Origin of the sequence: Cupriavidus sp. OV096 (genome assembly GCF_900115455.1) — a bacterium.
Lineage (GTDB): Bacteria > Pseudomonadota > Gammaproteobacteria > Burkholderiales > Burkholderiaceae > Cupriavidus.
Genome location: NZ_FOWM01000004.1, coordinates 88,036 through 114,016, shown reverse-complemented (window position 1 = coordinate 114,016; position 25,981 = coordinate 88,036). Strand labels below are relative to the sequence as shown.

The 25,981-nt window shown below is 65.0% G+C and carries 18 protein-coding genes; 13 read left to right on the top strand and 5 right to left on the bottom strand.

Annotation, left to right across the window (positions count from 1 at the left end; translation table 11 throughout):
* Positions 1-24: 24 nt before the first annotated feature.
* From BM115_RS27075 to BM115_RS10730, 3 genes are read right to left on the bottom strand one after another with little or no spacing between them, the layout of a single operon-like run.
* The gene (locus BM115_RS27075) at positions 25-891 is read right to left on the bottom strand and encodes a tetratricopeptide repeat protein (RefSeq protein ID WP_143093874.1); all 867 of its coding nucleotides are present in this window, start codon (positions 889-891) and stop codon (positions 25-27) included.
* On the bottom strand, positions 884-3,523 hold the full coding sequence (locus tag BM115_RS10735; protein WP_092293509.1) for a glycoside hydrolase family 19 protein: 2,640 nt from the start codon (positions 3,521-3,523) through the stop codon (positions 884-886). The genes BM115_RS27075 and BM115_RS10735 overlap by 8 nt, the downstream gene beginning before the upstream one ends.
* Before the next feature lie 8 nt (positions 3,524-3,531).
* Positions 3,532-5,874, bottom strand: coding sequence for a type VI secretion system Vgr family protein (locus tag BM115_RS10730; protein ID WP_092293507.1), 2,343 nt, complete (start codon positions 5,872-5,874; stop codon positions 3,532-3,534).
* 293 nt (positions 5,875-6,167) lie between these two features.
* On the opposite strand from BM115_RS10730, the gene tssB reads away from it, so the two are divergent.
* The 8 genes from tssB to tssE all read left to right on the top strand — a co-directional run bounded on the left by tssB (position 6,168) and on the right by tssE (position 15,714).
* Positions 6,168-6,683 (top strand): type VI secretion system contractile sheath small subunit, encoded by a 516-nt coding sequence (gene tssB, locus BM115_RS10725; protein WP_092293505.1) that lies wholly within the window; start codon positions 6,168-6,170, stop codon positions 6,681-6,683.
* Between the two features lie 23 nt (positions 6,684-6,706).
* The gene (gene tssC / locus BM115_RS10720; protein ID WP_092293503.1) at positions 6,707-8,269 is read left to right on the top strand and encodes a type VI secretion system contractile sheath large subunit; all 1,563 of its coding nucleotides are present in this window, start codon (positions 6,707-6,709) and stop codon (positions 8,267-8,269) included.
* A 20-nt stretch (positions 8,270-8,289) separates the two neighbouring features.
* Positions 8,290-9,636, top strand: coding sequence for a type VI secretion system baseplate subunit TssK (tssK, locus tag BM115_RS10715; protein WP_092293501.1), 1,347 nt, complete (start codon positions 8,290-8,292; stop codon positions 9,634-9,636).
* Positions 9,633-10,280 carry a DotU/TssL family secretion system protein gene (locus BM115_RS10710; protein ID WP_092293499.1) on the top strand — a complete coding sequence of 216 codons (648 nt, stop codon included), beginning with the start codon at positions 9,633-9,635 and terminating at the stop codon, positions 10,278-10,280. Before tssK ends, BM115_RS10710 begins: the two co-directional genes overlap by 4 nt.
* A 10-nt stretch (positions 10,281-10,290) precedes the next feature.
* A complete protein-coding gene (locus BM115_RS10705; protein WP_092294337.1) occupies positions 10,291-12,015 on the top strand; it encodes an OmpA family protein in 1,725 nt (574 codons plus the stop codon).
* 4 nt (positions 12,016-12,019) lie between these two features.
* Positions 12,020-12,505 (top strand): Hcp family type VI secretion system effector, encoded by a 486-nt coding sequence (locus BM115_RS10700; protein WP_092293497.1) that lies wholly within the window; start codon positions 12,020-12,022, stop codon positions 12,503-12,505.
* 114 nt (positions 12,506-12,619) lie between these two features.
* Entirely contained in the window at positions 12,620-15,283 is a 2,664-nt protein-coding gene (tssH, locus tag BM115_RS10695; RefSeq protein WP_092293495.1) for a type VI secretion system ATPase TssH, read from the top strand.
* The gene (tssE, locus tag BM115_RS10690; RefSeq protein WP_092293493.1) at positions 15,283-15,714 is read left to right on the top strand and encodes a type VI secretion system baseplate subunit TssE; all 432 of its coding nucleotides are present in this window, start codon (positions 15,283-15,285) and stop codon (positions 15,712-15,714) included. Before tssH ends, tssE begins: the two co-directional genes overlap by 1 nt.
* 20 nt (positions 15,715-15,734) lie before the next feature.
* Here tssE and BM115_RS10685 read toward each other — a convergent pair whose 3' ends face one another.
* Positions 15,735-16,709 carry a Bug family tripartite tricarboxylate transporter substrate binding protein gene (locus BM115_RS10685; protein WP_092293491.1) on the bottom strand — a complete coding sequence of 325 codons (975 nt, stop codon included), beginning with the start codon at positions 16,707-16,709 and terminating at the stop codon, positions 15,735-15,737.
* A gap of 119 nt (positions 16,710-16,828) precedes the next feature.
* Positions 16,829-17,806, bottom strand: a complete 978-nt coding sequence (locus BM115_RS10680; RefSeq protein ID WP_092293489.1) for a LysR substrate-binding domain-containing protein — start codon at positions 17,804-17,806, stop codon at positions 16,829-16,831.
* 143 nt (positions 17,807-17,949) lie between these two features.
* Here BM115_RS10680 and BM115_RS10675 point away from each other — a divergent pair, with 143 nt between their 5' ends.
* From BM115_RS10675 to BM115_RS10655, 5 genes are all read left to right on the top strand, one after another.
* Positions 17,950-19,122, top strand: a complete 1,173-nt coding sequence (locus BM115_RS10675) for a CaiB/BaiF CoA transferase family protein (RefSeq protein WP_092293487.1) — start codon at positions 17,950-17,952, stop codon at positions 19,120-19,122.
* A gap of 13 nt (positions 19,123-19,135) precedes the next feature.
* Positions 19,136-20,002, top strand: coding sequence for an HpcH/HpaI aldolase/citrate lyase family protein (locus BM115_RS10670; protein ID WP_092293485.1), 867 nt, complete (start codon positions 19,136-19,138; stop codon positions 20,000-20,002).
* 278 nt (positions 20,003-20,280) lie between these two features.
* Positions 20,281-21,618, top strand: coding sequence for a TolC family protein (locus tag BM115_RS10665; RefSeq protein ID WP_092293483.1), 1,338 nt, complete (start codon positions 20,281-20,283; stop codon positions 21,616-21,618).
* Position 21,619: 1 nt separating this feature from the next.
* Entirely contained in the window at positions 21,620-22,804 is a 1,185-nt protein-coding gene (locus BM115_RS10660; RefSeq protein WP_369823404.1) for an efflux RND transporter periplasmic adaptor subunit, read from the top strand.
* A gap of 15 nt (positions 22,805-22,819) precedes the next feature.
* The gene (locus BM115_RS10655; RefSeq protein WP_092293479.1) at positions 22,820-25,942 is read left to right on the top strand and encodes an efflux RND transporter permease subunit; all 3,123 of its coding nucleotides are present in this window, start codon (positions 22,820-22,822) and stop codon (positions 25,940-25,942) included.
* Positions 25,943-25,981 lie beyond the last annotated feature (39 nt).

Sequence of the window (25,981 nt, the reverse complement as noted above, 5' to 3'; positions counted from 1 at the left end):
GTTCATAACACGCTCCCTCATGTCTTACTTCGCCTTCCGTTCAAGTACTCGTTCTGGGATGTCCTGAATCCCCTCGTTGATTGCATGTTCGTAGTACTCGAGATATGTCCGCGAGGAGATGGTCTCGTGACCTGATTCCCAGTAGGCATCTGCGAGGTTCAATTTTGCGTCCTGCACGGCTTGAAATCTTGCGACTATATTCTGGAGAAGCGGGGTGGCTTCCGATGCTCGACCAATATTGATAAGGCAGATCGCGAGGCGGTTAAGCGCTTCTACATTGTCGGAATCCGTGTACGGGACGAATTCGGCGATCGCATAATAGGGAGTCGTGCGTGCATATTCCGTTAGCTGAGTACCATCCTTGATAACCTTCTTCAGCGCCTCGATGCCCACTTTCACCTGCTTTGCCGTTTCCGCTGGAGACGCGAAGTCTCGATCGCCGCGACTTCCGGGGGTAGAGCATCCAATCGCGCGCGAGACGCTCAAGGTTTGATTTGGCTCGTCAAAATCGTCACTCCGCTCTCCGGTAATGCCGCGAACAAGGCACCAGTTGGAGTGTGGTACTTTCCATTCGTAGACCTCCGTGAGGATTTGTCCGCCCCGGCTTAAACAGCTGCCATCAATGGCAATTTGACGTGTGTGGGGTATTTGATAGACCGTCATCGTGCTGCAGGCGTCAAACTTTTGGATCTTGTATGCCAATTGTCTGGTCGTGCGCGATGAAGAATATTTCAGAAGCAATGTGTCGTGATCAATCGAATAGATAAGTCGCCCTGAGGCGCCTTCACCTTCAAATTCTCCAGATATCGATGAGGTGGGATCTGCGGCCTGGGAAGCCAACGAAAATAGAAGGCAAAGCGAGCCGCTCGCGCGAGTGAGATGCTTAATCATGTTGGCCTCGGCTTCTGTTTGAAATTTCCGTAAGTCGGGTTTCGCAGTAATGACGGACGGACACCTGACGGCCGATTCCATACCACCCTTTGTCCTTTGGATCGCCTTTCTTGTCTGTGGCTTTTCCTACCTTATCGTCCAGTTCTAAGTAGCGTGCGTATCCCTTTATCGCTTCGGATTTCGTTTTTTCGGCGATCCCTCGCTTAGTGAGTCCTGGGTCATTCCATAGGCCCCAGGCAAACGACGCTCTTTTTTCCCGATATGCTTTGCTTTCTTCAAATCGATATGACCCATTTCTGTTCAGTTTCAAACAGCCTTGGAGGCCTAGAATTTGGATCGATCGATTGAAATATTGAAGCCGATGATCGTATCCATTGAAGCCTCCATTGATGACTCGCGTGATCCAAATGAAATCATCGGCGTCGCTGGCTTCAATTAGTTTTGCTTTGATTGCATAGAACCAGGCGGCGGAGAGGAGGGCGTGCGGCGCTTGCTCGAGTTTCTCCATGGCGAGCTGGTTTGAAGTGACGTCCTCCCCTGTGTATAGCTGATATTCCTCGTAGTTACTCTTGAATGTGATCTGTATCAAGCCGCGACCGCGCCAAGGATCGTAAGACAACTCGCCTCTTCCGTTGCTCTCTAGCGTAAAATTGAGACCGCCGCTTTCGTGGAGAATCTGCGCTAGAAAATGTCCGCGTGAGATGCATGTGTCGAACTTGTAATCGTTAAATGCAGTATTCAGAGCTGATACATACTCTTGGATCTTCGCTCTCGGCGTACCTTGGGCGATCTGCTGAAGATCCTCCTCAGATAGAAGCTGGCCAGTACAGGAGCAACTTGTCTGGAAATTTCCAATCATGGCGATCGGATGGATATGGAAAACATTCGGGTCGGAGAGGCCAGGGAGTTGAGCACTGACCTCCTCCCACCATACGAGCTTCTGAATGCGGTCCCATTCAGCTCTCAGCGTGGCCGTTGCACCCTTGCTCTTCTCGATCGCCGTGATAAGTTGGAGCCACTTTTCACTATTGGCCCACTCGCTCTCATGCCTGACGATAAGGTGAGACGCCCGCAAGGCCGTCCATTTTTGCCGTGAGGCGACGGCCAGATCGTTCGCCGCCTGATTTCCGTCGCCGGTTTCATATAGTTGTCGAAACACGGCGTGCATCAGCGGGCTGAGCTTGTCAATTCCGCCGGCGGCCGGAACATCGGCCCCTCTGGCATAGTCCGCCCAATGCTGGGCCGAGGCGAAGATGGTGTGGGCCGTATCATGCGGAGCGGCTAAGACCTCAAAGTCAACCCACTTCTGGGCGAACTCCCGAGATACGCGCCCGCCGGCGAAATTCCCTTCGCGTATCCAGCCCGAAATCTCGCGTCTGCGCGCATCGGCGCTCTCGACCTTCCACCAGCGCATTCTCTTGCCATCGCTGCCCCGGTTGGTTTCGAGCACAGCACTCTCGGCGCCCTTCGCGAGCTCCGCCAGCGAATAGGACTGAATGACACCAGTCGTCGGGGCGTCCCTGCCTTCCTGATTGGGGCTAGCAAAAAGCTTAGTGCCGGTGTCTATCCGGAGGATGGTCGGTGCGGCGGATAGGCCTAACTGCTTCCACTTCGCCGGTTTGGCGGCGTTCTCCACGAGCCAGCTTCGGCTTTCTTCTATGAACGGCTCAATCTCGCTGCCGGCGAATACTTCCAGATGGACCATGCGTGCTGCGTTTCGATCGGTGACGGAATCGAACCGGCCGATGTGACCAATGAAATCTCCCGCCTTTATGGGAAACGGAACGACGGGCACCACGATGCGATCAAGTGCGTCTTCGGGCGTGAAAGGGGTGACTACGTGCGTATCCCCGTTCCTCTCCAGATTGATCCAGCCGCCTACTGCGGCGTCGGATTCGACGAAGCCGCCAACCCTGGGCGGCACCAACGCTGACGCATGGACGGCATCGATTTGTCCCCAATTTCCTTCCTGCTTAATGAGGCTGAACTGCGCTCCCCGAGGGAGGATGCCAATAATCCTTCCTGTCGACTTGGACGCGCTGACTCGCAATCCAGTATGTTCCGGCGGGGCAGACGTCCCGCTCGCACTCGGATTAGGCTTGTCATTGGCCCCGCTTGCTACGCGGAACCGCTTGGTCCAGTACGCCGGGTGCAACTGGGACTCGTCCAACTCGTAACTCGCGAAATCCTGCAGGTGCATGTACAGACTGTGGAAGGTCAGCGAGTTATCGGCGGGGAACTCCATGACGTGGCGCACGAGTGCAAAGCCCGAACTGTACTGGGCTTGGAATGCTGGCACCTCTCCTTCTGCGGGCAAATCGTCAACGAGATATGTCTTGTTCAAGCGCCATGCCACAATCGCGCCATCCGCCATGCATCGGACACCGTGTTTGAGATCCAGCGATGACCCTGCGCCGGTATCGGTGACATGGATCCCGCCGTGCCAAAGCCACTCGCGACTCACGGGGTATGCGCCATGAATTTCTTTGCGCAGCAGCCCGTGGAACTCTTGTGCGTCAGTAAAGTCTTTCGACGGCTTACTTTGATCTTCGGATGCCTTGCGAAAAGGAAAAGCAAAGTTCAGTTTCTTCAGAGGCGGAGTACCCGTGGGATTAGATGGAGTCGCTGTCATGACCGCCCTCACTTCGAGAAGCTGAAGTTCATGGTGCCGTTCACATCCTGAACCGGCATCGAATTCCAGGCCGGAAAGGTGAAGCTTCCACCCGCCGGACTCTGTGCACGTAAGTTGCCCTTGACGTTGACCTCGCCCACCGGGCTTGCGATTTCAATCCTTCCGTTCGCGATTTTGATAAATGCGCCTGATCCATCGCCCAACGTAATGCCCTTTGCGGCAGTCATGATGACCTCGCCATGGGAGGCGCTAATCAGGACGTTCTTCATAGCCATCAATTCCAGCGCATCGTCTTGCGCTTGCACCTGAACCTTTCCCTTGGCTGCGAAGATTCGAATTCCAAACCGGGCCGCGAAGAGCGAGATAGCCTCGCCGGCGGCGAGCGTGAGTCGCTTCATGACCCCGACATCCACCCCGTCATGTGCATTCACGAAGATTCGCCTTCGCGCGGCGATCTGCATATCTGTACCGCTAGCGATACCGACACCTTTGGGGGCGTGAGCGAGAATGGCGGATGACTTCAGTTTCATTAGTGTCTGTTCTACCAATTCGCGTTGCCGATCAGCGTCGGCAAGCCAGGCATGGGCGGCCTCCGCCGATTCGTTCAAGTTGCGCATCATCTCCATTGCCTGGCGCAGAGAGTCTTCTGCTTCCGACATGGCCAGTTGTTCCCCTCGCGCGCCCGGCTGGTCATCCGCCGAGATAAACAACCCCTTACCGCCCCGAATCGCCCCCCAACCAGACGTCCGCAGCTCGAACCCCTCCCCCCGCTTCTTCCACTTCCCATCCACCATATGGCCAAGTGTCAGCTGCGATTTGCCGGAATGCTCCGTGGACAGCTTGACGTGCTCCTGGCCTTCCCAGTCCTCGAACTCGAGCTTATTGTCGCTCTGCGTGCGGATGACGTTGCGCGACAGCCAGCGGTCGTGATTGGTGATCAGGTCCGTCTGGCGGCTGTTGTGGTGGACGTGGGCGATGTAGGGCTTGTTCGGGTTCCCGTCCCGGAACGCGATGGCGGCTTCGGTGCCGTCGATCAGCGGAAAGTGGAATCCTGTCTGGAATGCGCCGGCGAATGGCTTTGCCAGCCGCAGTGGCACGCACTCACCACCACCGGGCCATTTCTCGAAATCGAAGTCGAAGCGGACGGTGTAGTAGCCCTGCTGCGTCAGGTAGGCGTACGTGTATTGGCTGGGTGAGGTAATGCGGGCGCTCAGCGTGCCTGCGATCTTTGGCCAGTTGGCCTCATCCAGCGGCAGCCGGAAGCGACGATCGGATGGGATCGATTTGAAGGTATTGCGATACGCCGCATCGCGCGCGCCGGTGTGGGTGACTTCGGTGATGACCTGCCCGTTTGGGGCGTCGGGCAAGTCGAGATCCATTCTCAGGATCCGCGCCGGACGCAGTTCCAGGACGTTGCTCTCGCCCTCGTATTCGACCTGAGACGCCATCGCCGCCTCATGACGAAGCTGCGCTTCCCATTTGGCACCATCGAAATCAAGGTGATGCGTACCGAAGACATACGGTTGCCCGTAAGTGGTCTTGTCCTTCCTCGCGACGTTGGCTTCGCCCTTCAAGGGTTCCCATGCCAGATCCGGGTTGTAATCTGCCACGAGGAACGATTCGGGGACCGTTTTAGCATTAGTACGAATGCCAAAGACGGCTTCGATGCCGGCCTCAAGCCCGGCCGATTCCCGATAGGGCACACGCAATTCAGGCTTGTAGAGGTAATGGTCGATGTCGTCGCCAAACACCACCATCTCGCCGAATTTCCCCGGCAGGAAATAGGAATAGAGCCCTTCCTGCTCCATCAGTAGCCGGATGAAGTCCCAATCGGACATCTGGTACTGCAAGCGGAACGGGTGCTGCGGGTACTCGCGGCGCAGCTTGAAGACGAACTGGTGGCCGACCAGTTCATGCCGCCGCAGGATCGCCTCGATGATCTGCGGCGCGGTCTGGTGCTGGTAGACGCGGGTGGAGCGGGTGAGCCGAAGCCGGGCCACAAGGGGCTCCACCACCATCTGGTAGCCGTGGAAGTCTTGCGTCCGCGCGGTCTTGGAGAACTGTGTGATGCATCCCGCGAACTTGCGCGGCTCGGTGCCATCACCAGGGTCGATCTCGAATGTCGCGGGCTTGCCGAGGTAGCTGGCGCGCTCAAGCTCCAGCGGATGCGTAAGCTGGACAGTGACGGCGTAGGGAGCGCCGAGCTTCTCCACCGCTTCGAACGACACCACCGACAGACCCACGGCGGTCTCCGCGCCCGGCACCTTCAGGAAGTAAGACTGCTGGCCACCGCCCAGTCCCTTGAGCAGCGCTTCCCCGTATGCCTTCAGTGTTGCAACCCCACCCGACATCGTCTCTCTCCAAGGCCGGGCAATCCGGCGTAACAGGTCAGGCGTGCCGCTTCGCAAGCGACATGCTCCTGCGCGCCGCACCTTACCGTCTTGTGGCTTTCAGGAAAATAGGACTGGATCGAATTATTGATTTAGATAAAAAAGATCAAAAATCCGATGAATTTTAGGAAGTCACCTAAATACAGTGGGAAATAAAAAAGATAGTCTCCCGCACTTGCGTGTCTACCGGCCATGCGGCGATCGACGAATCGAGTGCCGTGCGGATTGAAAACCTGTTGGAGAAGGAATCGAGAATGGCAGAGAGCTTCCAGAACGAAGTGCCCAAGGCGCGGGTCAACATCAAGCTGGATTTGCATACCGGCGGCGCGCAGAAGAAGGTGGAATTGCCACTGAAGCTGCTGGTGATGGGCGACTACAGTAATGGGCAGGACACCCGCGCGCTGGCGGAGCGGGAGAAGGTTTCCATCAACAAGAACAACTTCAATGCGGTCCTGGCGGACTTCAATCCGCGGGCGAAGATTGCCGTCGAGAACACGCTCGCCGCCGATGGCTCCGAGCTGCCCGTTGATCTCGACTTCCATTCCATGGATGACTTCAAGCCGGAGGTAGTCGCCGGCAAGGTGCCCGAGCTGCGCGCGCTGATGGCGGCGCGCAATCTGCTGCGCGATCTCAAGTCGAACCTGCTCGACAACGCGATGTTTCGCCGCGAGCTCGAGAAGATCCTCAAGGACCCCGGGCTGTCCGAACGCCTGCGCGCCGATCTGCAGAAGATCGGCCAGGCTGCCCCGGCTCCCGCCTCCGCCCCGTAACCCGTTACCCGAGGATTTTCCCCATGGAAAAGAAGCACGAACTGTCCGCACGTACCCATAGCGCCGCCGATAGCGCCGCCGCTGCCGCCGTCCTCGACGCACCGGGCAAGAGCGTCTATGAGGCGCTCTGCGAGAAGATCAACCTGTCGCCGGTCCGCAGCACGCGGCCGGTGGAGTCGTTCCAGAGCGCCGATGCGTTGTCCGAATCGTCGCTCGACGAGCGCGTGGCGCAGGCCATGCACGTGTTCCTGAAGATGATCCAGGATTCGTCACAGCAGGTGGACCGGCTCGACAAGAGCCTGCTCGACTTCCACATCGCCCATCTGGACGAGAAGATCAGCCGGCAGCTCGATGCGATCATGCATCACGAGACGTTCCAGGAGATCGAATCGGCCTGGCGCGGCCTGAAGTTCCTGGTCGATCGCACTGACTTCCGCAAGAACGTGAAGATCGAGGTGCTCGATGTCTCGAAGGAAGCGCTGCGCCAGGACTTCGAGGACACCCCCGAGGTGATCCAGAGCGGCCTGTACCTGCACACCTATATCCAGGAGTACGACACGCCGGGCGGCGAGCCGATCGGCTCGATCATCTCGAACTACGCGTTCGACCGCAGCCCGCAGGACATCGCCCTGCTGCGCAATATCTCGAAGGTGTCGGCGGCCGCGCACATGCCGTTCGTCGGCGCGGTGGCGCCGGAGTTCTTCGGCAAGACGTCGATGGAGGACGTGGCCGCGATCCGCGACATCGGCAACTATTTTGACCGCGCCGAATACCTGAAGTGGAAGAGCTTCCGCGAGTCCGACGACGCGCGCTACATCGGCCTGACGCTGCCCCGCTTCCTGGCGCGCCTGCCGTACGGTCCGGAAACCGTGCCGGTCCGGGCGTTCAACTATACGGAAGCCGTCAAGGGGCCGGATCACAACCGTTACCTCTGGGCCAATGCATCGTTCTCGTTCGCCGCGAACATGGTGCAGAGCTTCATCAAGAACGGCTGGTGCGTGCAGATCCGGGGCCCGCAGGCTGGCGGTCTGGTCGAGGACCTGCCGATTCACCTCTATGACCTGGGCACCGGCAACCAGGCCAAGATCCCGACCGAGGTGTTGATTCCGGAAACGCGCGAGTTCGAGTTCGCCAACCTTGGCTTCATCCCGCTGTCGTACTACAAGAATCACGATTTCGCGTGCTTCTTCTCGGCGCATTCGACCCAGAAGCCGGCGCTGTACGACACCAAGGAAGCCACCGCCAACAGTCGTGTCAACGCGCGCCTGCCGTACATCTTCCTGCTGTCGCGCATTGCGCATTACCTGAAGCTGATCCAGCGCGAGAACATCGGCACCACCAAGGACCGCCGCCTCCTCGAGTTGGAGTTGAACAGCTGGATCAAGACGCTCGTGACCGAGATGACCGATCCGGGCGACGAACTGCAGGCATCGCACCCGCTGCGCGACGCGCGGGTCATTGTCGAGGATATCGAAGACAACCCGGGCTTCTTCCGCGTGAAGCTGTTCATCGTGCCGCATTTCCAGATCGAGGGGATGGACATCAACCTGTCGCTCGTCTCGCAGATGCCCAAGGCGAAGAACTGAAGCGGAATCGGCCCGATACCATGAAGATCACAAGACCGCTGTGGGCGCAGGGCATCTTTATGACGCCGCAGCATTTCCAGCAGCAGGCGCTATGGGAGCGCCACGCCGGCGAGCAGATTGCGCGTATCGCCACCCCGGAACCATGGGGCGTCGTGCGCGTCGTCATCGATTCCCAGGCACTGACAGTGAATCGACTGGCGGTGAGTTCGCTTGCCGCACGCCTGCCGGATGGCACCGTGATCGACACGGAGACGGCCGACCGGACGCCTCCCGCGCGCGATCTGGCCGATCTGCCGGCCGGTGCAGACTCGGCGGTGGTCCTGATCGGGCTGCCGCTGATGGACGCGCTGGGTGGCAATTGCGTCGACGATGGCGAACGGCCGGCGCGGCCACGCCGCTTCGTGCGTGAGTACCTGGAGGTCGCCGACCTGCACGGTGAGGGCAAGGAGGAAATCAGCGTCGAACGTCACGCACTGGCCCTGCTGTTCGACGGCGAGGCACAAGGCGACTACGTGACCTGCCCGATCGCTCGGCTTATCCGGACGCCGCAGGGCCAGATCGAACTCGATCCGGCCTACGTGCCGCCAAGCCTGTTCCTGTCCGCAAGCGAGCAGCTGACCGCCCGCATGGCACGGCTGTCGACCATCCTCAGCGCAAAGAGTGCGAGCCTGGGCGTGCGCCGGCGCGAGCGTTCCGACCAGATGGCCGATTACGCCGTGGCCGATGTGGCGCTGTTCTGGCTGCTGCACAGTGTCAACAGTGCCTGGCCGGAGCTGGCGCGGCTGCGCGCGGCCCCGCAGCAGCATCCCGAGCAACTCTACCGTGTGCTGGCCCGGCTGGCGGGCGCGCTGCTGACGTTCTCGACCACGGAGACCCTGCAGGCCATTCCGGCCTACGACCACATGGCGCCAGAGCCCGTATTCGCGGAACTGGAGTCGATGATTCGACGGCTGGTGGATGCGGTAGTGCCGTCACGCGTCGTGCCGGTCGCGCTGGAACGGCTGCGGCCCACGATCTGGGACGGCAAGATCCTCGATGAGCGCCTGGTCGAGGGCACCGAGTACTACCTGTCGGTGCAGGCGGGCATGCCCGCGCACGCCTTGCTCGAACAACTGCCGCGCCTTTGCAAGGCGGGGGCGCCGGATGAAGTCTCGCAGATCGTCAACTCGGCGCTGCCCGGCATTCCGTTGCGGACGATGTCGCGCCTGCCTGCCGCCATTCCCGTGCGGATCGAAAACCAGTACTTCGCGCTTGACAGTGCCCACCCGGCGTTCCGGCGCATGCTCGACGCGCGGGCGTGCCAGTTCTATGTGCCGGCTTCCGTGCCGGACGTCTCGCTCGAACTCTTCGCGGTATTGCCGGCATGACAACTTCGCTTCCGATCTTTCCGCTCGCGCTACGCGATACGGCCCTGACTGTCGCTTCGCTGGCCGGCGGGGACAGGCCCGTGACCTTCGCGGCGTTCCGTGAAACGTGCCTGGGCCATATCGCCCGGCTGCGTGAGGAACTCCGGGCGGCGGGGCAATCCCCGGATGTCGTCGAGGACGCGATCTATGCGCAATGCGCGCTGATCGACGAGTTCGCGCTCCGCCACCTGGAAGGGGCGAGCCGGGACGAGTGGGAGCACGAGCCCTTGCAAGTCAAGGAGTTCCAGAGTCACGACGCGGGTGACGCGCTGATCGACCGCATCGAACGGCGCCTCGCAGCGCCCCAACCGGTGCTGCCGTTGCTCGCGGTCTTCCATGTGGTGCTTGGGCTGGGCTTCCAGGGGCGATTCGCCCTGAACGGCGCCACGGACCGCGCCGCATTGCTGCGCGCGCTCGATGAGCGACTGGCGCGCGCGGGGCTCGACCAGGGCAACGGGCCGGTCATTGTCACCCACGGCAAGGCACGCGCCGGTAGGCGCATCTCGCCGATTGCATGGGTGGTGCTGGCGCTCGTTGGCGCCGGGCTGGTCTATCTGGCGCTGGACCGCTGGCTCGACGCGGCCATCGCGCGGCTGGCTGTTTGAAGGGCGCGACGTGACCGGTTATCCCTATCGCACCTTGGCCGGCTGGATCGCGGCGCTTTGTCTGGCGTGGCTCGGATTCAGCTCGCCGTGGTCGACCACGTGGAATTTGCTGCTGGGGCTGTTCGTCGTGGCGCTGATGTTGGTGGCGATGATTGTCGCCACGCGGCGCGGGCGTGCTGGCCGTCAGGCCTCGCAGGCGGTGCTGGTCGCCGTGAACGCGTCACTCGATGCATTGCCCGGCGACATGCGCCGGAATACGCCGCTCGTGCTCGCCGTTGGTGAGCCGGACGGCGCCTTGGTGCGGGCATTCGGCGACGAATTGGTCCGTATCACCGAGTCCGCGATCTGGGTACGTGTGGGCGACCCGTCGCGGCTGGCTCACGTGGCGGATGCCCTGAAGCGCTGGCGCGACGGGCAGGGCCCGGACGCCGTGGCATGCCTGACCGCCGCCGACCGGATCTATGACGCCGCAACGCTGAGCGCGCGCCTCGGCCGTTTGCGTCACGCGATTGGCGAGGCGAGCCGCGCCGTCGGCTATCCGCTGCCAGTGTGCATCGCGGTCTACGGCGAGGACGCCGCGGGTCCGCCGGACGAAAGCCCATGGTTCGGTATGTCTGGCGAAGCGATGCCGGCGGACGAGGCATGGATCGCGCAAGTCGCGGCGAGCCTCGACCAGTACGCCCGCGCCGCCAAGCCGGCCGACCGCGCCGCACGTTGGTATCGCGCTAATCGGCTGCACGCGCTAGCCAGATGGGCGCAATCGACGTTGTTGTCGCGCTTACGGGACGACAGCCGCGACGGCCACCGTACGGGAAGGCCGGTGCAGGTGGCCGCTCTCGGCGCGATCGCGGTACGCGGCACGCCAGCCGACAACTCGCTGTTTGCCAGTGCCGTGGCCCGCATCACCGGTCTGGTCGGAGCCCGCCCGGCACAAGAGGGCGGCAGCGGTCGCTACCCACTGCCGGACCCGCTGATCCGTGGCATCGGTCGACAGCCGGTGCGGCGCGCGCTGCCACGTGCGCTGGCGCATGGCTTCGCGTGGCTCGCGGTGGCGTTCTGCGCGGCTGCGGCCGCCTCGGCGTGGCAGAACCGGGCGCTGGTGGCGCGCGTCACCGGCAATATGGACCGCTATCGCGCGTTGGCGCCGGCACAGGACGCCGCGCGTATCGATGCGCTCAAGGTCATCAAACGCGACCGGGACGAACTCGACCGCCACGCCCGCAACGGCGTGCCGCTGCGGCTCGGCCTCGGTCTGTATCGCGGGGCCGCGCTGCGTGCGCCAATCGACACGCTGATCGCCGGCTACCGCCCGCCGCCTCCGCCGCCGGCCACGATCGAGCTGGACAGCCTGTCGCTGTTCCGCAGCGGGAGCGCCACCCTGAATCCCGGCTCCAACCGCGTGCTGATCGGTGCGCTGGAAATGATCCGGGCGCATCCGGACAAGCGCGTGCTGGTGGCTGGCCATACCGATGCCACCGGCAACCCGCGCAGCAACCTGCGCCTGTCGGAGGCCCGCGCGGTGTCCGTCCGCAACTGGCTGGCCGATGCCGCCGGCTTGCCGTTGACGCATTTCGCGACGCAAGGCTACGGCGACACCCGCCCGAAGGCGGGCAATGACACGGAGGCGGGCCGCGCCGCCAATCGCCGTGTGGAAATTACCCTTGTTCCCGATTGCCGTGACGGCGATCGGGTCACTTCTGGCCAGTCGGCCTGTTCATTTCAGCAGAAGGAGTAAGTAAATGGCAATTCCCGCATACATGTGGATCAAGGACGATGGTGGCGCCGACATCAAGGGTTCGGTCACGGTTTCGGGCCGCGAGGGCAGCGTCGAAGTGGTGGCGTTCGATCACGCGGTCAAGATCCCGACGGACGCCAACACCGGCAAGCTGACCGGCACGCGCGTGCACGAGCCGATCGTCTTCACCAAGGAGACCGACGCCTCGACGCCGTATCTCTACAAGGCCGTCTCCAGCGGCCAGACGCTGAAGGCGGTGGAGATTCGCTGGTACAAGATCGACGACGCCGGCAAGGAGAAGGAGTACTTCAACACCAAGCTCGAGAACGTCAAGGTGGTCGGCGTCACGCCGAAGATGCACGACATCAAGAGCCCGGCCTTCGAGAAGCACAACCACCTCGAGAGCATCGAGCTGCGCTACGAGAAGATCACCTGGTCGTACAAGGACGGCAACATCATCCACGCCGATAGTTGGAACGAGCGTGCCTGAGTAAGGTCGGGCCGGCCTCGCGCCGGCCCCTCGGCCCCTCGGCCCCTCGGCCGCGCCGCCGGCCGCCCCATCCCTCGACCGCGCATTCTTCCCGCCCATCGCCATCCCTCCCTCATGATTGCCCGCGACTATTCCCCGTTCCTGCGCCGCCTGAACCCCCATTGCGCCCGCGCGCTGACCGAGGCGGCCAGCCTTTGCGAAACCCGCGCCCACCGGGACATTGAGGTCGAGCACTGGCTGATCAAGCTGCTCGAACTGGGCGAGGGCGACCTGCTGGCGATCCTGCGGCGCTATGAAATCGATGTCGATGCCATCTGGAATGCCTTGCTCGTCGCCATCGACCGCCTGCCGCATGACCTGCGCGGCCGGCCCGGGCTCTCGCCGCGCGTGGGGCAGTGGCTGGAGGCGGCATGGATGCGTGCGTCGCTCGCTGCGGCGGCACCGGGTGACACCGACATTCGCTCGGCGCACCTGCTCGCCGCGCTGGTGGAAGCGCCGCATTGGCTGCGCGCGCCGGATGCCTGGCCGCTGCTCAGCATTTCCGCCGCGCAGATCGAACGACTGATGCCGGAGCTGGATCAGATATCGAGCGAGGCGCACGGGCTGCCCGAGATCCTTCCCCTTCCGACCGACACCCCGGCCGTGGCGCACCTCCCCGACAACCCGGTGCTGGGCCGCTTCACCATCGACATCACCGCCAAGGCCCGTGCCGGGCAGATCGATCCGGTCTTTGGCCGTGATGTCGAGATCCGGCAGATGATCGACATCCTCGCGCGGCGCCGCAAGAACAATCCCATCCTCGTGGGCGAGCCCGGCGTCGGCAAGACCGCGCTGGTCGAAGGGCTCGCGCTGCGTATTGCGGAGGGCGATGTCCCGGCGATCATCGCCAACACCAGTGTGCTGACGCTTGACCTCGGCCTGTTGCAGGCCGGCGCCGGCGTCAAGGGCGAGTTCGAGCAGCGGCTCAAGCAGGTGATCGAGGCGGTGCAGCAGTCGCCGACGCCAATCCTGCTGTTTATCGACGAAGCCCATACGCTGATCGGGGCAGGTAACAGCGCTGGCGGCGCCGACGCGGCCAACCTGCTGAAGCCGGCGCTGGCGCGGGGCGAGCTGCGGACCATCGCGGCGACCACGTGGTCCGAATACAAGCAGTATTTCGAACGGGACGCGGCACTCGAACGCCGCTTCCAGATGGTGAAGGTGGACGAGCCCGACCACGCGGCCGCGTGCCTGATGCTGCGCGGCCTCAAGGAGCGCTATGCGCGGCACCATGACGTGCATGTCACCGATGCGGCGGTCGTCGCCGCCGTGCGCCTCTCGCGCCGCTACCTGACCGGGCGCCAGTTGCCCGACAAGGCGGTCGACCTGCTCGATACCGCCGCCGCGCGGGTGCGCATGAGCCAGGACGCCACGCCGATTGCCTTCGCCCGGTGCGAGGCCGAGCGCGCGGCGCTGGAGACCGAGCGGGCTGCGCTGGCGCAGGACGAGGGCGCCACGGGCATCCGTGACGCCGCACGGATCGGCGCCATCGACAGCCGGCTGGAGGCGCTGGACGGCGACCTCGCCCGATTCACGCAGACGCTCGCCGCCCAGAAGGCCGCAACGGAAACCCTGTTCGGCCTGCGTCGCCAATGGCAGGCCGCGGACGAGGCGCTGCGGCAGGACCTCTCCCCATCGATCGAAGCCGCCCACCGCGCGGTGGGTTCGGCCGGGCAGGCCGCCCTGATCCGCGCCGAGGTGGATGAGCACGCGATTGCCGAAGTCATCGCAGACTGGACCGGCGTGCCGGCCGAGAGCCTGCTGGCCAGCGAACTGGCCACGCTGCTGGACCTGGAGGCCAACCTGGGCAGCGTGGTGGTGGGTCAGGACGAGGCGCTCGCAGCGCTCGGCAAGCGGCTGCGGGCGGCGAAGGCGGGGCTCAAGGCCGAGGACGCGCCGATCGGCGTGTTCCTGCTCGTGGGGCCCTCGGGCGTCGGCAAGACCGAGACGGCGCGGGCGCTGGCCGACCTGATGTTCGGCGGCGAGCGGGCGCTGATCACCATCAACCTGTCCGAATACCAGGAAGCGCATACGGTGTCGCAGCTGAAGGGCTCGCCGCCCGGCTACGTCGGCTACGGCGAGGGCGGCGTCCTGACCGAGGCGGTGCGCCAGCGCCCCTACAGCGTGGTGTTGCTCGACGAAGTCGAGAAAGCCCACCGCGACGTGCTGAGCCTGTTCTATCAGGTGTTCGACCGTGGATTTATGCGCGATGGCGAAGGCCGGGTGATCGATTTCCGCAACACGGTGATCGTGATGACGTCGAACCTGGGCAGCGACCAGATCCTGGCCGCCACGGACGCCGTGACCGAGGCCGGCGGCGCGGCGACCCCCGGCATGCTGATGGAGGCGATCCGCCCGACGCTGGTCGAGCATTTCCAGCCCGCGCTGCTGGCGCGCTTCCAGACCGTGGTGTTCCGGCCGTTGGCCGCCGGGCCGATGGCGACAATCGTACGCATGAAGCTGGATAAGGTGAGCGAGCGGGTGGCGCGCCGGTTCGGCGTGCCGCTGCGTTACGACAATGGGCTGGTGGACGCGCTGGTCGCCGGCTGCCTGTTGCCGGACACCGGCGCGCGCAATATCGACAGCCTGCTCGACCAGCAGATCCTGCCGGTGCTGGCCCGCGAGCTGCTAATAAGAATGGGGAACAAGACAGCGGAGACGAGCGCCCCGGCTACGATCCGGCTGACCTTCTCGGACGCAGACGGCATCGGGCTGGAATTCGATGAGGCTGGCCAGTAATGGCCGGCGGTCCGGGCCTGTTCGAGGCCGTGACAGGGCATTTCGCGAATGGGGTGCCGGTCGAGGAATTCGATCTGGCGACGCAGACCTTCCTGTCCGTCCAGGACAATATCCAGCGCATTCTGAACAGTCGGCGCGGCGGGCTGGCTCATCTGCCGGACTATGGGCTGGGCGACCTGTCGCGCATCTACCGGCACCTGCCCGCGTCGGCCCACACGCTCAAGCGGGAGATTGAAACCACGCTGCTGCGCTACGAGCCGAGGCTCCGGGGCATCGATATCGACATCGACGATACCGAGCCCGGGATGCTGCTGAGTTTCACGATGACCTGCCACCTGCGCCGCGCCGGGCTGGTGCGCTTCGGCACGCATTTCATGCCTGACGGCAAGACCCGGCTGACGCTGCTGCGCGCGGTGCAGGACCGCGACTGAGGGGCTACGGCTAACGCCGTTCAGTCGACCTGGGCGCCCGAGGCCTTGACGATCTTGCCCCATTTGTCGATATCCGCACGCAACATGGTCGAGAACTGCTGCGGCGTGCCGATGAGCACCTCGGCGCCCTGCGCGGCGAGCTTGTCGCGCAGCGGTGCGTCGGCCAGCGCGGCCTGCAAGGTCTTGGCGAGCTTCTCCGTCACCGCCTTCGGCGTGCCGCGCACGGCGAACAGGCCAACCCAGAGATCGCCGCTATAGCCGGGCACGGTTTCGCTGATGGCCGGGATGTCCGGCGCGAATGGCGACCGCTTGGCCGAACTCACACCCAGCGCCCGCACCTTGCCGGCCTTGATATGGGCCAGCACCGAGGGCAGGCTGGCGAAGGCCATCGGCACCTGGTTGCCGAGCACGTCGTTCAGCGCCGGCGCCACCCCCTTGTAGGGCACATGTTCAAGCTTGATGCCGGCCATGCTGTTCAGCATCTCGCCGAGCAGGTGGTTCAGCGTGCCATTGCCGGCCGACGCATAGCGATAGAAATCCGGCTTGGCCTTGGCCATCGTGATCAGCTCCGCCATCGACTTGGCCGGGAACGCGGGATTCACGACCAGCACGTTCGGCACCGTCGCCACGGGGGCGATCGGCTCGAAATCCTTGATCGGATCGAACGGAATCTGGCGATAGAGCGACGGGTTGATCGCCTGCGTGCTGCTGATGGTCATCAGCAGCGTGTAGCCATCGGCCGTGGCGCGCGCGGCGGCCTGGGTGCCGATGTTGCCGCCGGCGCCGGGACGGTTCTCGACCACCACCTGCTGGCCCAGGCGCTGCGACAGATCGGCGGCCACGAGCCGCGCGACGATGTCGTTGGTGCCGCCCGGCGCCTGGGGCACGATCATCTGGATGGGCTTGCTGGGATAGGTGTCGGCGTGGGCGCTGCCCACGGCGGCCAGCGTGAGAGCCACGGCCATGCCGGCGAGGGCGGGAAGGGTGCGAAGCATTGTTGTCTCCTATGGCGGGCGGTTATCTGGGATGTCGGTCCCGCCCATGCTGGCGCCCACTCTAGCCGAGGCCGGTGCGCAGGAGAAATTCAATCGCCGACTATGGCCATAAGGATTTCTTATCGGCTGGCAGGTGCCGTAGGGGCGGGCGGCGGCGCCAGGGAGCCGCCCTGGGCGATGCGCGCTGCAACGATCTCCCGCAGGATGTCGGCGACGGCTTCGGCCGCATTCGAACGCGGCAGCGCGCGCGGCCAGCACAGGGACAGCGTGCGGCGCAACTCCGGCAGGATCAGGCGACGCCCGATGCCCCCCTCGGCATCGCCAGCCCCATCCCCATTCCCTTCTGCGCCCGGACTCTCGCCCAGCGACGACGCCGGCAGCACCGTGCAGGCCAGCCCCTCGCGGGCGGCGGCCAGCAGGAAGGGCAGCGAATCGAGGTCCGCCACCACGTTCAGGGCGATACCGGCCTTGGCGAAGCTTCGCTCCACCACCTCGCGCAGGCCCTGCGAGCCGCTGGGCAGCACCAGCGGCATGCCGTCGAGGGCCTTCAGTGCGATGGTGGCCGAGCGGGTGGCGCGCCCGGGCGGCGTGCCGATCAGGTAGAGCGGTTCGCTGGCCAGCGGCTCGGGCTCCACAGCGCGCGACGCCGTGTCGCGGAACAGGATCGCGAAGTCGAGCCGGTTCTGGTTCAGCAGCTCGGAGATATAGCCGCTCATGCTCTCGAACAGTTGCAGCCGCACCTGCGGATAGCGCTGCCGCACGGCCCGCACCAGCGGCATGCCGAAGGCCGCCGCCGCCGTGGTCGGCAGGCCGATGGCGACGTTGCCGGAGATTTCCGAGCCGGCCACCCGGACGTCCGCCCCGGCCATCTCGACCTGGCGCAGGATATTGCGAATGTGACGATAAAGTGTCTTGCCGGCCTCGGTCGGCCGTACGCCCTTGGCGCCGCGATGCACCAGCGGCACGCCGAATTCCTCCTCGAGCGCGGCCAGTTGCTGGCTCAGCGCCGGCTGCGCCACGCACACGACCTCGGCGGCGCGCGTCAGGCTGCCGTGGTCGACGATCGCCACGAAATACCGCATTGCCCGGATGTCCATCGCTGCTGCCTCCTGCCCCGTTCGTCGGGTGTCGTCTCGTTGAGGGTATTGATTCTACTTATGGAGGCTTCGGCAATCCCTATTTCACATAGTCGGGGCGCGCGGGTAGATTGGCGGCATCGAGCACCCCCGGACCCATCGCCATGACCCGACCCCTTGCCGGCATTACCGTCATCTCCCTCGAACAGGCGATTGCCGCGCCGTTCTGCACCCGCCAGCTGGCGGACCTCGGTGCACGCGTGATCAAGATCGAGCGGCCCGGCCCGGGGGATTTCGCCCGCGCCTACGACACGCGCGTGCGCGGCCTGTCCTCGCACTTCGTCTGGACCAACCGTTCGAAGGAAAGCCTGACGCTGGATGTGAAGGCGCCCGGCGCCGCGCCGGTGATGGAAGGGCTGCTGGAGCGCGCGGACGTGCTGGTGCAGAACCTCGCCCCGGGCGCGGCGGCCCGGCTCGGGCTGGATTACGAGACGCTCTCGGCCCGCTATCCGCGCCTGATTGTCTGCGACATCTCGGGCTACGGCGGCGACGGCCCCTACCGGGACAAGAAGGCCTACGACCTGCTGGTGCAGAGCGAATCGGGGTTCGTCTCGGTGACCGGCACGGCCGAGGAGGGCGTCAAGGCGGGTGCCTCGGTGGCGGACATCGCCGCCGGCATGTACGCCTATAGCAATATCCTGGCGGCGCTGATCGAGCGCGGCCAGACCGGGCGCGGCAAGCGGATCGACGTGTCGATGCTGGAGTCGATGGTCGAGTGGATGAGCTTCCCGATGTACTACGCGTTCGATGGCGCCGAGCCGCCGCCGCGCGCGGGCGCCGCCCACGCCACCATCTACCCCTACGGGCCGTTCCCGACCGGCGACGGCAAGACCGTGATGCTGGGGCTGCAGAACGAGCGGGAGTGGTCGGTCTTCTGCAAGACCGTGCTGGGCGAGCCGGCGCTGGCCACGCATGCCGCGTTCGCCACCAACAGCCTGCGCAGCGCCAACCGGGCCCAGTTGCGGGCGCGGATCGTCGAAGCGTTCTCGCATATGACGGCGGAGCAGGTGGTGCAGCGGCTCGAGGAGGCCAAGATCGCCAATGCCAACGTCAATACCATGGCCGATGTCTGGCATCACCCGCAACTGGCCGCGCGGGAACGGTGGCGCACCGTGGCGTCGCCGGTCGGCGAGATCCCGGCGCTGCTGCCGCCGGGCCTGACCGATGCGCGCATGGATCCGATTCCCGCAGTCGGCGAGCATACCGATGCCATCCTGTCGGAAATCGGCTGTTCCGCCGCGCAAGTGGCCCAACTTCACGCCGACGGCGCGGTTTGATCAGGAGCCGACCATGACTACCCCCCGCGTACCGCGCAGCTACCTGTTCGTTCCCGCCTCCCGCCCCGAGCGCATCGGCAAGGCCCTGTCGGCCGGCGCCGATGCGGTCATTGTCGACCTGGAGGATGCCGTCGCCCCCGATGCCAAGGCCGAGGCCCGCGCGGGGCTGTCCGACCCCTGGAGCGGCCTGCGGACTGCCGCCCAGGTCGGCGGCGTGCAGCTTTTTGTGCGCGTGAACGGCGCCGATACCGCATGGTTCGCCGACGATCTCGCCTGGTGCCGGGCGCATCAGGTGCGCCAGATCATGCTGCCGAAGGCCGATGCCACCGCGCTGGCCGCCCTCCACGCCGAGCTGCCGGACGCCCACTGCCATGCCCTGCTGGAGACCGCCGCCGGGTTTGCCGACCTGTACGACGTGGCGCGCGCGCCCGGCGTCACCCGGCTGGTGTTCGGCAGCATCGACCTGATGTTCGATCTCGACGTGGCCGACGATGGCGAGCCGCTGCATCACTTCCGCAGCGAGTTGGTACTCCATTCGCGCGCGGCCGGGCTGCCGGCGCCGGTCGACGGGGTCTGCACCGCCATCGGCGATGCCGAGGCGCTGGCGGACGACACCGCCCGGGGCCGCCGCTTCGGCTTCGGCGCCAAGCTGCTGATCCATCCGAACCAGGTGGAAGGCGTGCATGCGGCGCTGGCGCCGTCTGCCCAGGAAGTGGCGTGGGCACGGCGCGTGGTGGACCAAGCCGCCGCCGCGCAGGGCGCGGCCATCGCCGTGGACGGCAAGATGGTGGACCGCCCGGTGCTCGAACGTGCGCTGCGGATCGTCGCCGCAGCGCCGGGCCCAGCGGCGCCATCCGCCTCATCCGCCACCTCCGCCTGAACCGGGCGCAGCGCCAATCGGTGTTTTCCCGACCCACACGTTGGGCGAATTTGGGTGGGAATGCCGACAAGATGAAAGCCGTTTGTAATGAGATTGCGATTGAATGCGCACGGGAGATCGTGCGCGGCAAGGCAGCGCGGCTAAAAGAGCGGGTTCCCGGGGAGCGATGAAAGAAAATCGCCCGCCCGGTGCACCGTTCGGCTGGCACGGTCGTTTACGTCAGACCGAAGTGACATTGAGCCAGACCGATCGTGCATTTTTCAGTTTCCCGCGCCGCCATGGCCGTGCTGCTGGCCGTGGCAGCCGTTGCTGGCCACGCCGCCAGCCAGCCGATGCCCCCAGACGGCCCCTGTGTGCCGCCACCGGCCAAGGCCACGCTCACACTTGCCCAGGCGCGGCTTGACGCCCAGCGCTGCAATCGCGACATCATTGCCGCCCGGCGCGGCGAGGAAGCCAGCCAGGCCGATGTCCAGATTGCCTCGCAACGGCCGAATCCGGTCCTGAGCCTCGGTGTCACTAATATCAATCCGCATGCGGGGGTGGGATCGGGCAGCCTGCGCAGCAAGACGGTGGATTCCACGCTGCGCATCGATCAGGTCATCGAAACCGCCAACAAGGGCAACCTGCGCGTGGACGCAGCCCGCAAGGCCAGCGCCGCCGCCGGGGAGACCACCCAGGCCATCGTGGCGCAGCAGCTCGGCGCGGTGGACCAGGCCTGGTACGAAGCCGTGGTCAGCCAGACCCGGCTGGAAGTGCTGACCGAGACCGTCGGCCTCTATTCCCGCACCCAGCAAGCCAATGAGACCCGGCTGAAGGCCGGCGATATTTCCCGCGCCGACGTCACCAAGCTCCAGCTGGAAACGCTGCGCGCCCAGAGCGACCTGCGCAACGCCCAGGCTGACCACGCCAGCGACAAGGCCGCCCTGGCCGCCGCCATCGGTGTGCCGGGCACGCTGATCGACAACCGACTCGTGCCGGACTGGCCGGCGCTGGACACCCCGGTCCCGCCGGTGGACCCCGACGTGCTGCAACGCCGCCCCGACGTGACCGCCGCCGAAGCCCGGCTGGCCGCCGCCGCCGCCTCGCGCGACCTGGCCCGCGCCGGCCGCGTGCCCGATGTGACGGTGGGCGCGCAGGCCGAGCACTATCCGCAATCGCCCACTAATACCTATGGCGATGGCAACAGCTACGGCGTGTTCATCTCGATCCCGCTGTTTGTGCGGCACAGCAATGGCGGCGAGGCCCGCCGCGCGGAGGTGGATTACTACGCCGCGCTGGACGACCGCAACCGCATCCTGCTGGAGGCGCAGAACGACATCGAGCGCCTGCGCAGCCAGCTAGAGGCCGCGCGCGCCACGCTGCAACAGATGCAGGCCGCCGTGCTGCCGGCCGCCGAGTCCGTCGCGAACAGTGCCGAATTCGCGTACACGAAGGGTGCCACGGGCGTGCTGGATCTGCTCGACGCGCGCCGCGCGCTGCGCCAGACCCGCGTGGACGCCGTCGAGGCGCAGGGCAACTACGCCAAGGCGCTGGCCGCCTACCGCACCGCGCTGCAAGCTACCAATTCCGATATCAACAAGCTTCCCCAGGTCCGTACCGATGCGTCGCGTCCATAACATGCTGTCTTCGTCCCAGTGGTTCCGTCCTCTCCGCCTGGCAGCCGTCGGGTCACTTTGCGCGCTGGCGCTGGTCGCCTGTGGCAAGAAGGAGGCACCCGTGGCTGATGACGACCCCAAGGTCAGCGGCCAGACCATCCAGTTTCCGGAGTCGGTGAAGACCCTGCCCGGCATCGTCGGCCAGCCGGTGAAGCTGGGCGGCGACCGCATGCTGAGCCTGCCGGGCCGGCTGGTCTGGAACGAGGACAAGACCGTACGCGTGACCACCCCGTTCGCGGGCCGCGTGATGGACATCCTCGTGCAACCCGGCGCGACCGTGAAGGCCGGCCAGCCGCTGGCGACGCTGACCTCGCCCGACTATGGCCTGGCCCAGGCCGATGCCCGCAAGGCCGCCGCCGACAGCGCCGTGGCCGCCAAGTCCCTGGCACGCCAGCGCGAGCTGTACGGCGCCGGCATCGTCGCCCAGAAGGAACTGGAGCAGGCGCAGGCCGATAGCGCCCGTGCCGCCGCCGACCAGCAACGCACGCAGGCGGCGCTGCGCATGTACGGCGCGGCCGCCGGTGGCGATGCGGTGAACCAGCGCTTCGCGCTGCGCAGCCCGATCGAGGGCCTGGTGGTGGAGCGCAATATCAACACGGGCATGGAACTGCGCCCGGACCAGGCGCCCAGCTCGCCGCTGTTCCTGATCACCGACCCGACCACGCTCTGGGCCCAGGTGGATGCGGCCGAGGCGGACCTCGGCCTGTTCAAGCCGGGCGTGACGGTGCAACTGACCAGCGCCGCCTATCCGGGCGAGACGTTCCAGGGCACCGTGGTCAAGATCGCCGATTACGTGGATCCGTCGTCGCGCAGCATCAAGGTGCGGCTGACCGTGCCGAACGCGGACCGCCGCCTGAAGGCCGAGATGTTCGTCACGGCGCGCCTCCAGGCCGCCTCGTTCAAGGGGATCGCGGTGCCGTCGAAGGCCGTGTTCCTGGCTGACAACAAGAACTACGTGTTCGTCCGCAAGGGCACGAACACGTTCGAGCGGCGCCTGGTGAAGACCGGCGTGTCACTGCCGGGCATGACCGAGGTGCTGGAAGGGCTGACCGACGGCGAGGTGGTGGTCACCGACGGCAACCTCTATCTGCAGGACATCCTGCGTGACGCCACGGCGGTCAATGCGGCGCGCGCGTCCGCCAAGTAAGGGAATGGCGGACACATGATCTCCCGTATCGTCAACTTTGCGCTGCACCAGAAGCTGTTCGTCTGGCTCGGCCTGATCATCTTCGTCGCCGGCGGCTTGGCCGCCTTCAAGAACCTGCCGATCGAGGCCTTCCCGGACGTCTCCGACATCCAGGTCAACATCATCACGCTCTACCCGGGCCGTGCGGCCGAGGAAGTGGAGCGGCAGGTCACGATCCCGATCGAGACCGCCCTGGCCGGCACGCCGAACTCGGTGCGGGTGTTCTCGCACACCCAGTTCGGCCTGTCGTTCATGATGGTCACGTTCAACGACAAGGCCACCGACGTCACCGCCCGCCAGCAGATCATCGAGCGGCTGCGCAGCGTGGACCTGCCCGACGGCGTGCATCCGGACCTCGCGCCGCTCTCCACGGCCATCGGCGAAATCTATCGTTTCCGGCTGACCGGCAAGGGCTATTCGCCGCAGGAACTGCGCACGCTGCAGGACTGGGTGGTCGAGAAGAACCTGCGCCAGGTGCCCGGTGTGGCCGACCTGGTGACGATTGGCGGCAGCATCAAGCAGTACGAGGTGAACCCGAACCTGGCGCGGATGCGCGATGCCGGGATCTCGTTGTCCGAACTGTTCACGGCGCTCCAGCGTGGCAACTCGAACGCCGGCGGCGGCGCGGTGGCGCATGGCCGGCAGCAGTTCCTGCTGCGCTCACTGGGCAGCTTCCGCACCTCGGCGGACATCGCCAACGTGGTGGTGAGCGAGAAGAACGGCACGCCGATCCTGGTCAAGGGCATCGCCGAGGTGAAGGTGGGCTCGGCGCCGCCGCAGGGCCTGATGGGGCAGGACGACGAGGACGATATCGTCTCTGGCATCGTGGTGATGCGCAAGGGCGAGAACCCGTCGATCGTGCTGGACGCGCTGAAGCAGAAGATCGACCTGCTCGACAGCACGATCCTGCCGAAGGGCGTGAAGATCGTGCCGTACTACGACCGCTCCACGCTGATCGACAAGACCCTGCACACGGTGTTCGGCAACCTGGTGGAAGGCGCGCTGCTGGTGATGGCGGTGCTGTACCTGTTCCTCGCCAACGTGCGTGCGGCGGCCATCGTGGCGCTGGTGATTCCGCTGGCGCTGCTCTCCACCTTCATCGGCCTGACCTGGGTGGGCATTCCGGCCAACCTGCTGTCGCTCGGCGCGATGGACTTCGGCATCATCGTGGACGGCGCGGTGATCGTGGTGGAGAACATCTTCAAGCGGCTGGGCGAGCTGAAGGAGCAGCAGATCCAGGACAACAAGGCGCGGCTCAACGCCATCCTGCTGGCGACGACCGAGGTGGGCCGGCCGACCGTGTTCTCGATGGTGATCATCATCGCGGCGCACATCCCGATCTTCACGCTGCAGCGCCATGAGGGCAAAATCTTCGCGCCGATGGCCTATACGGTGACCGGGGCGCTGATCGGCTCGCTGATCATCTCGCTGACGCTGGTGCCGCTGCTGTGCCACCTGCTGCTGAAGAAGAACATCGCGCACGAAGACAACTTCATGGTGCGCCACTGCAAGCGGCTCTATGAGCCGATGCTGAAGTGGGCGCTGGACCACAAGAAGATGGTGGTTGGCATCGCGCTGGGTTTGCTGGTCGCCACCGTGGGCGTGGGCAAGTTCCTCGGCAGCGAGTTCCTGCCGGAGCTGGACGAAGGCTCGATGTGGGTCAGCTTCGACCTGCCGGCGTCGGTCTCGCTGGATGAGGCCCGCGACCAGGCGCGCAAGCTGCGGACCGTGATCCGCCAGACGCCCGAGGTGAACACCACGATCTCCAAGGTGGGCCGCCCGGACGACGGCACGGATCCGAAGCTGATCAACACCGTCGAAATCCTGGTGGACCTGAAGCCGGACCAGAAGTGGCGGGCCGGCTACGACAAGCGCAAGATCATCGAGGAAATCAACCGCAACCTGCGCCAGATGCCCGGCATCGAGCCGAACTTTTCGCAGCCGGTGCGCGACAACATTCTTGAGAGCATCTCCCAGATCAAGGGCCAGATCGTGATCAAGGTGCAGAGCGACAGCCTGCAGCAGAACAAGCAGGTAGCGGACCAGATCCTGGCGAACGTGCAGTCGGTCAAGGGCGTGATGCGCGCGTTCATCGACCGCGACGGCGAACTGCCGCAGTACGTGCTGGAGTTCGATCGGGCCCAGGCGGCGCGCTACGGCATCAACGTGGCCGACGTGCAGGACCTGATGGAAACCGCGCTGGCCGGCAAGGCCGCCACGGAGCTGTGGGAGGGCGAGCGCCACTTCAGCGTGGCCGTGCGCCTGAAGGCGGGCGAGCGCGAACTGCCGAACCTGCCGAACATCTTCATGCAGACCGCCGATGGCGCGCAGGTGCCGCTGTCGCAACTGGTGACGTTCCGGGCCGCCTCGGGCGCCATGAACATCAGCCGCGAGAACGGCCAGCGCACCACGTCGATCGGCATCTTCATCCACGACCGGGACATGGGTAGCGTGGTGAAGGACATGCAGGCGCTGGTGAAGAAGAACGTCAACGCCGAGGACGTGAAAATCAGCTGGTCCGGCGAGTTCGAGAACCAGGAGCGCGCCATGGCGCGGCTGTCGATCGTGGTGCCGCTGTCGGTGCTGGTGATCTTCCTGCTGCTGTTCAACGCGTTCAAGTCGTTCAAGAGTGCCACGCTGATCATCTCGAACATCCCGTTCGCGCTGATCGGCGGCGTGTTCGCGCTGTTCCTGACCGGGATTCCGCTGTCCGTCTCGGCGGCGATCGGCTTTATCGCGCTGTTCGGCCAGGCCGTGCTGAACGGCGTGGTGATGGTGACGTACTTCAACCAGCTGCGCGATGAAGGGCTCTCCGTGCGCGAGGCCGTGCTGGCTGGCTCGATGGATCGGCTGCGGACCGTGCTGATGACGGCGATGCTGGCCATGCTGGGCCTGTTCCCGATGGCGATCTCGCGCGCGATTGGCGCGGAGACGCAGCGCCCGCTGGCCATCGTGATCATCGGCGGCCTGATTACGGCAACGATGCTGACGCTGATCGTGCTGCCGACGCTGTACGAGTGGATGGTGGGACGCTCCTGGCCGGACGAGGAGCCGGAGGACGAAGACCACAACCGGATCTCGCCCTCGCTGGCATCGTAAGCCCGCAGCATCGTGAATCGCCCCCGGTCCCCCGGGGGC

Coding starts and splice junctions, on each gene's coding strand:
- BM115_RS27075 (WP_143093874.1), bottom strand. CDS start 891: ATGATTAAGCATCTCACTCGCGCGAGCGGCTCGCTTTGCCTTCTATTT.
- BM115_RS10735 (WP_092293509.1), bottom strand. CDS start 3,523: ATGACAGCGACTCCATCTAATCCCACGGGTACTCCGCCTCTGAAGAAA.
- BM115_RS10730 (WP_092293507.1), bottom strand. CDS start 5,874: ATGTCGGGTGGGGTTGCAACACTGAAGGCATACGGGGAAGCGCTGCTC.
- tssB (WP_092293505.1), top strand. CDS start 6,168: ATGGCAGAGAGCTTCCAGAACGAAGTGCCCAAGGCGCGGGTCAACATC.
- tssC (WP_092293503.1), top strand. CDS start 6,707: ATGGAAAAGAAGCACGAACTGTCCGCACGTACCCATAGCGCCGCCGAT.
- tssK (WP_092293501.1), top strand. CDS start 8,290: ATGAAGATCACAAGACCGCTGTGGGCGCAGGGCATCTTTATGACGCCG.
- BM115_RS10710 (WP_092293499.1), top strand. CDS start 9,633: ATGACAACTTCGCTTCCGATCTTTCCGCTCGCGCTACGCGATACGGCC.
- BM115_RS10700 (WP_092293497.1), top strand. CDS start 12,020: ATGGCAATTCCCGCATACATGTGGATCAAGGACGATGGTGGCGCCGAC.
- tssH (WP_092293495.1), top strand. CDS start 12,620: ATGATTGCCCGCGACTATTCCCCGTTCCTGCGCCGCCTGAACCCCCAT.
- tssE (WP_092293493.1), top strand. CDS start 15,283: ATGGCCGGCGGTCCGGGCCTGTTCGAGGCCGTGACAGGGCATTTCGCG.
- BM115_RS10685 (WP_092293491.1), bottom strand. CDS start 16,709: ATGCTTCGCACCCTTCCCGCCCTCGCCGGCATGGCCGTGGCTCTCACG.
- BM115_RS10680 (WP_092293489.1), bottom strand. CDS start 17,806: ATGGACATCCGGGCAATGCGGTATTTCGTGGCGATCGTCGACCACGGC.
- BM115_RS10675 (WP_092293487.1), top strand. CDS start 17,950: ATGACCCGACCCCTTGCCGGCATTACCGTCATCTCCCTCGAACAGGCG.
- BM115_RS10670 (WP_092293485.1), top strand. CDS start 19,136: ATGACTACCCCCCGCGTACCGCGCAGCTACCTGTTCGTTCCCGCCTCC.
- BM115_RS10665 (WP_092293483.1), top strand. CDS start 20,281: ATGGCCGTGCTGCTGGCCGTGGCAGCCGTTGCTGGCCACGCCGCCAGC.
- BM115_RS10660 (WP_369823404.1), top strand. CDS start 21,620: ATGCTGTCTTCGTCCCAGTGGTTCCGTCCTCTCCGCCTGGCAGCCGTC.
- BM115_RS10655 (WP_092293479.1), top strand. CDS start 22,820: ATGATCTCCCGTATCGTCAACTTTGCGCTGCACCAGAAGCTGTTCGTC.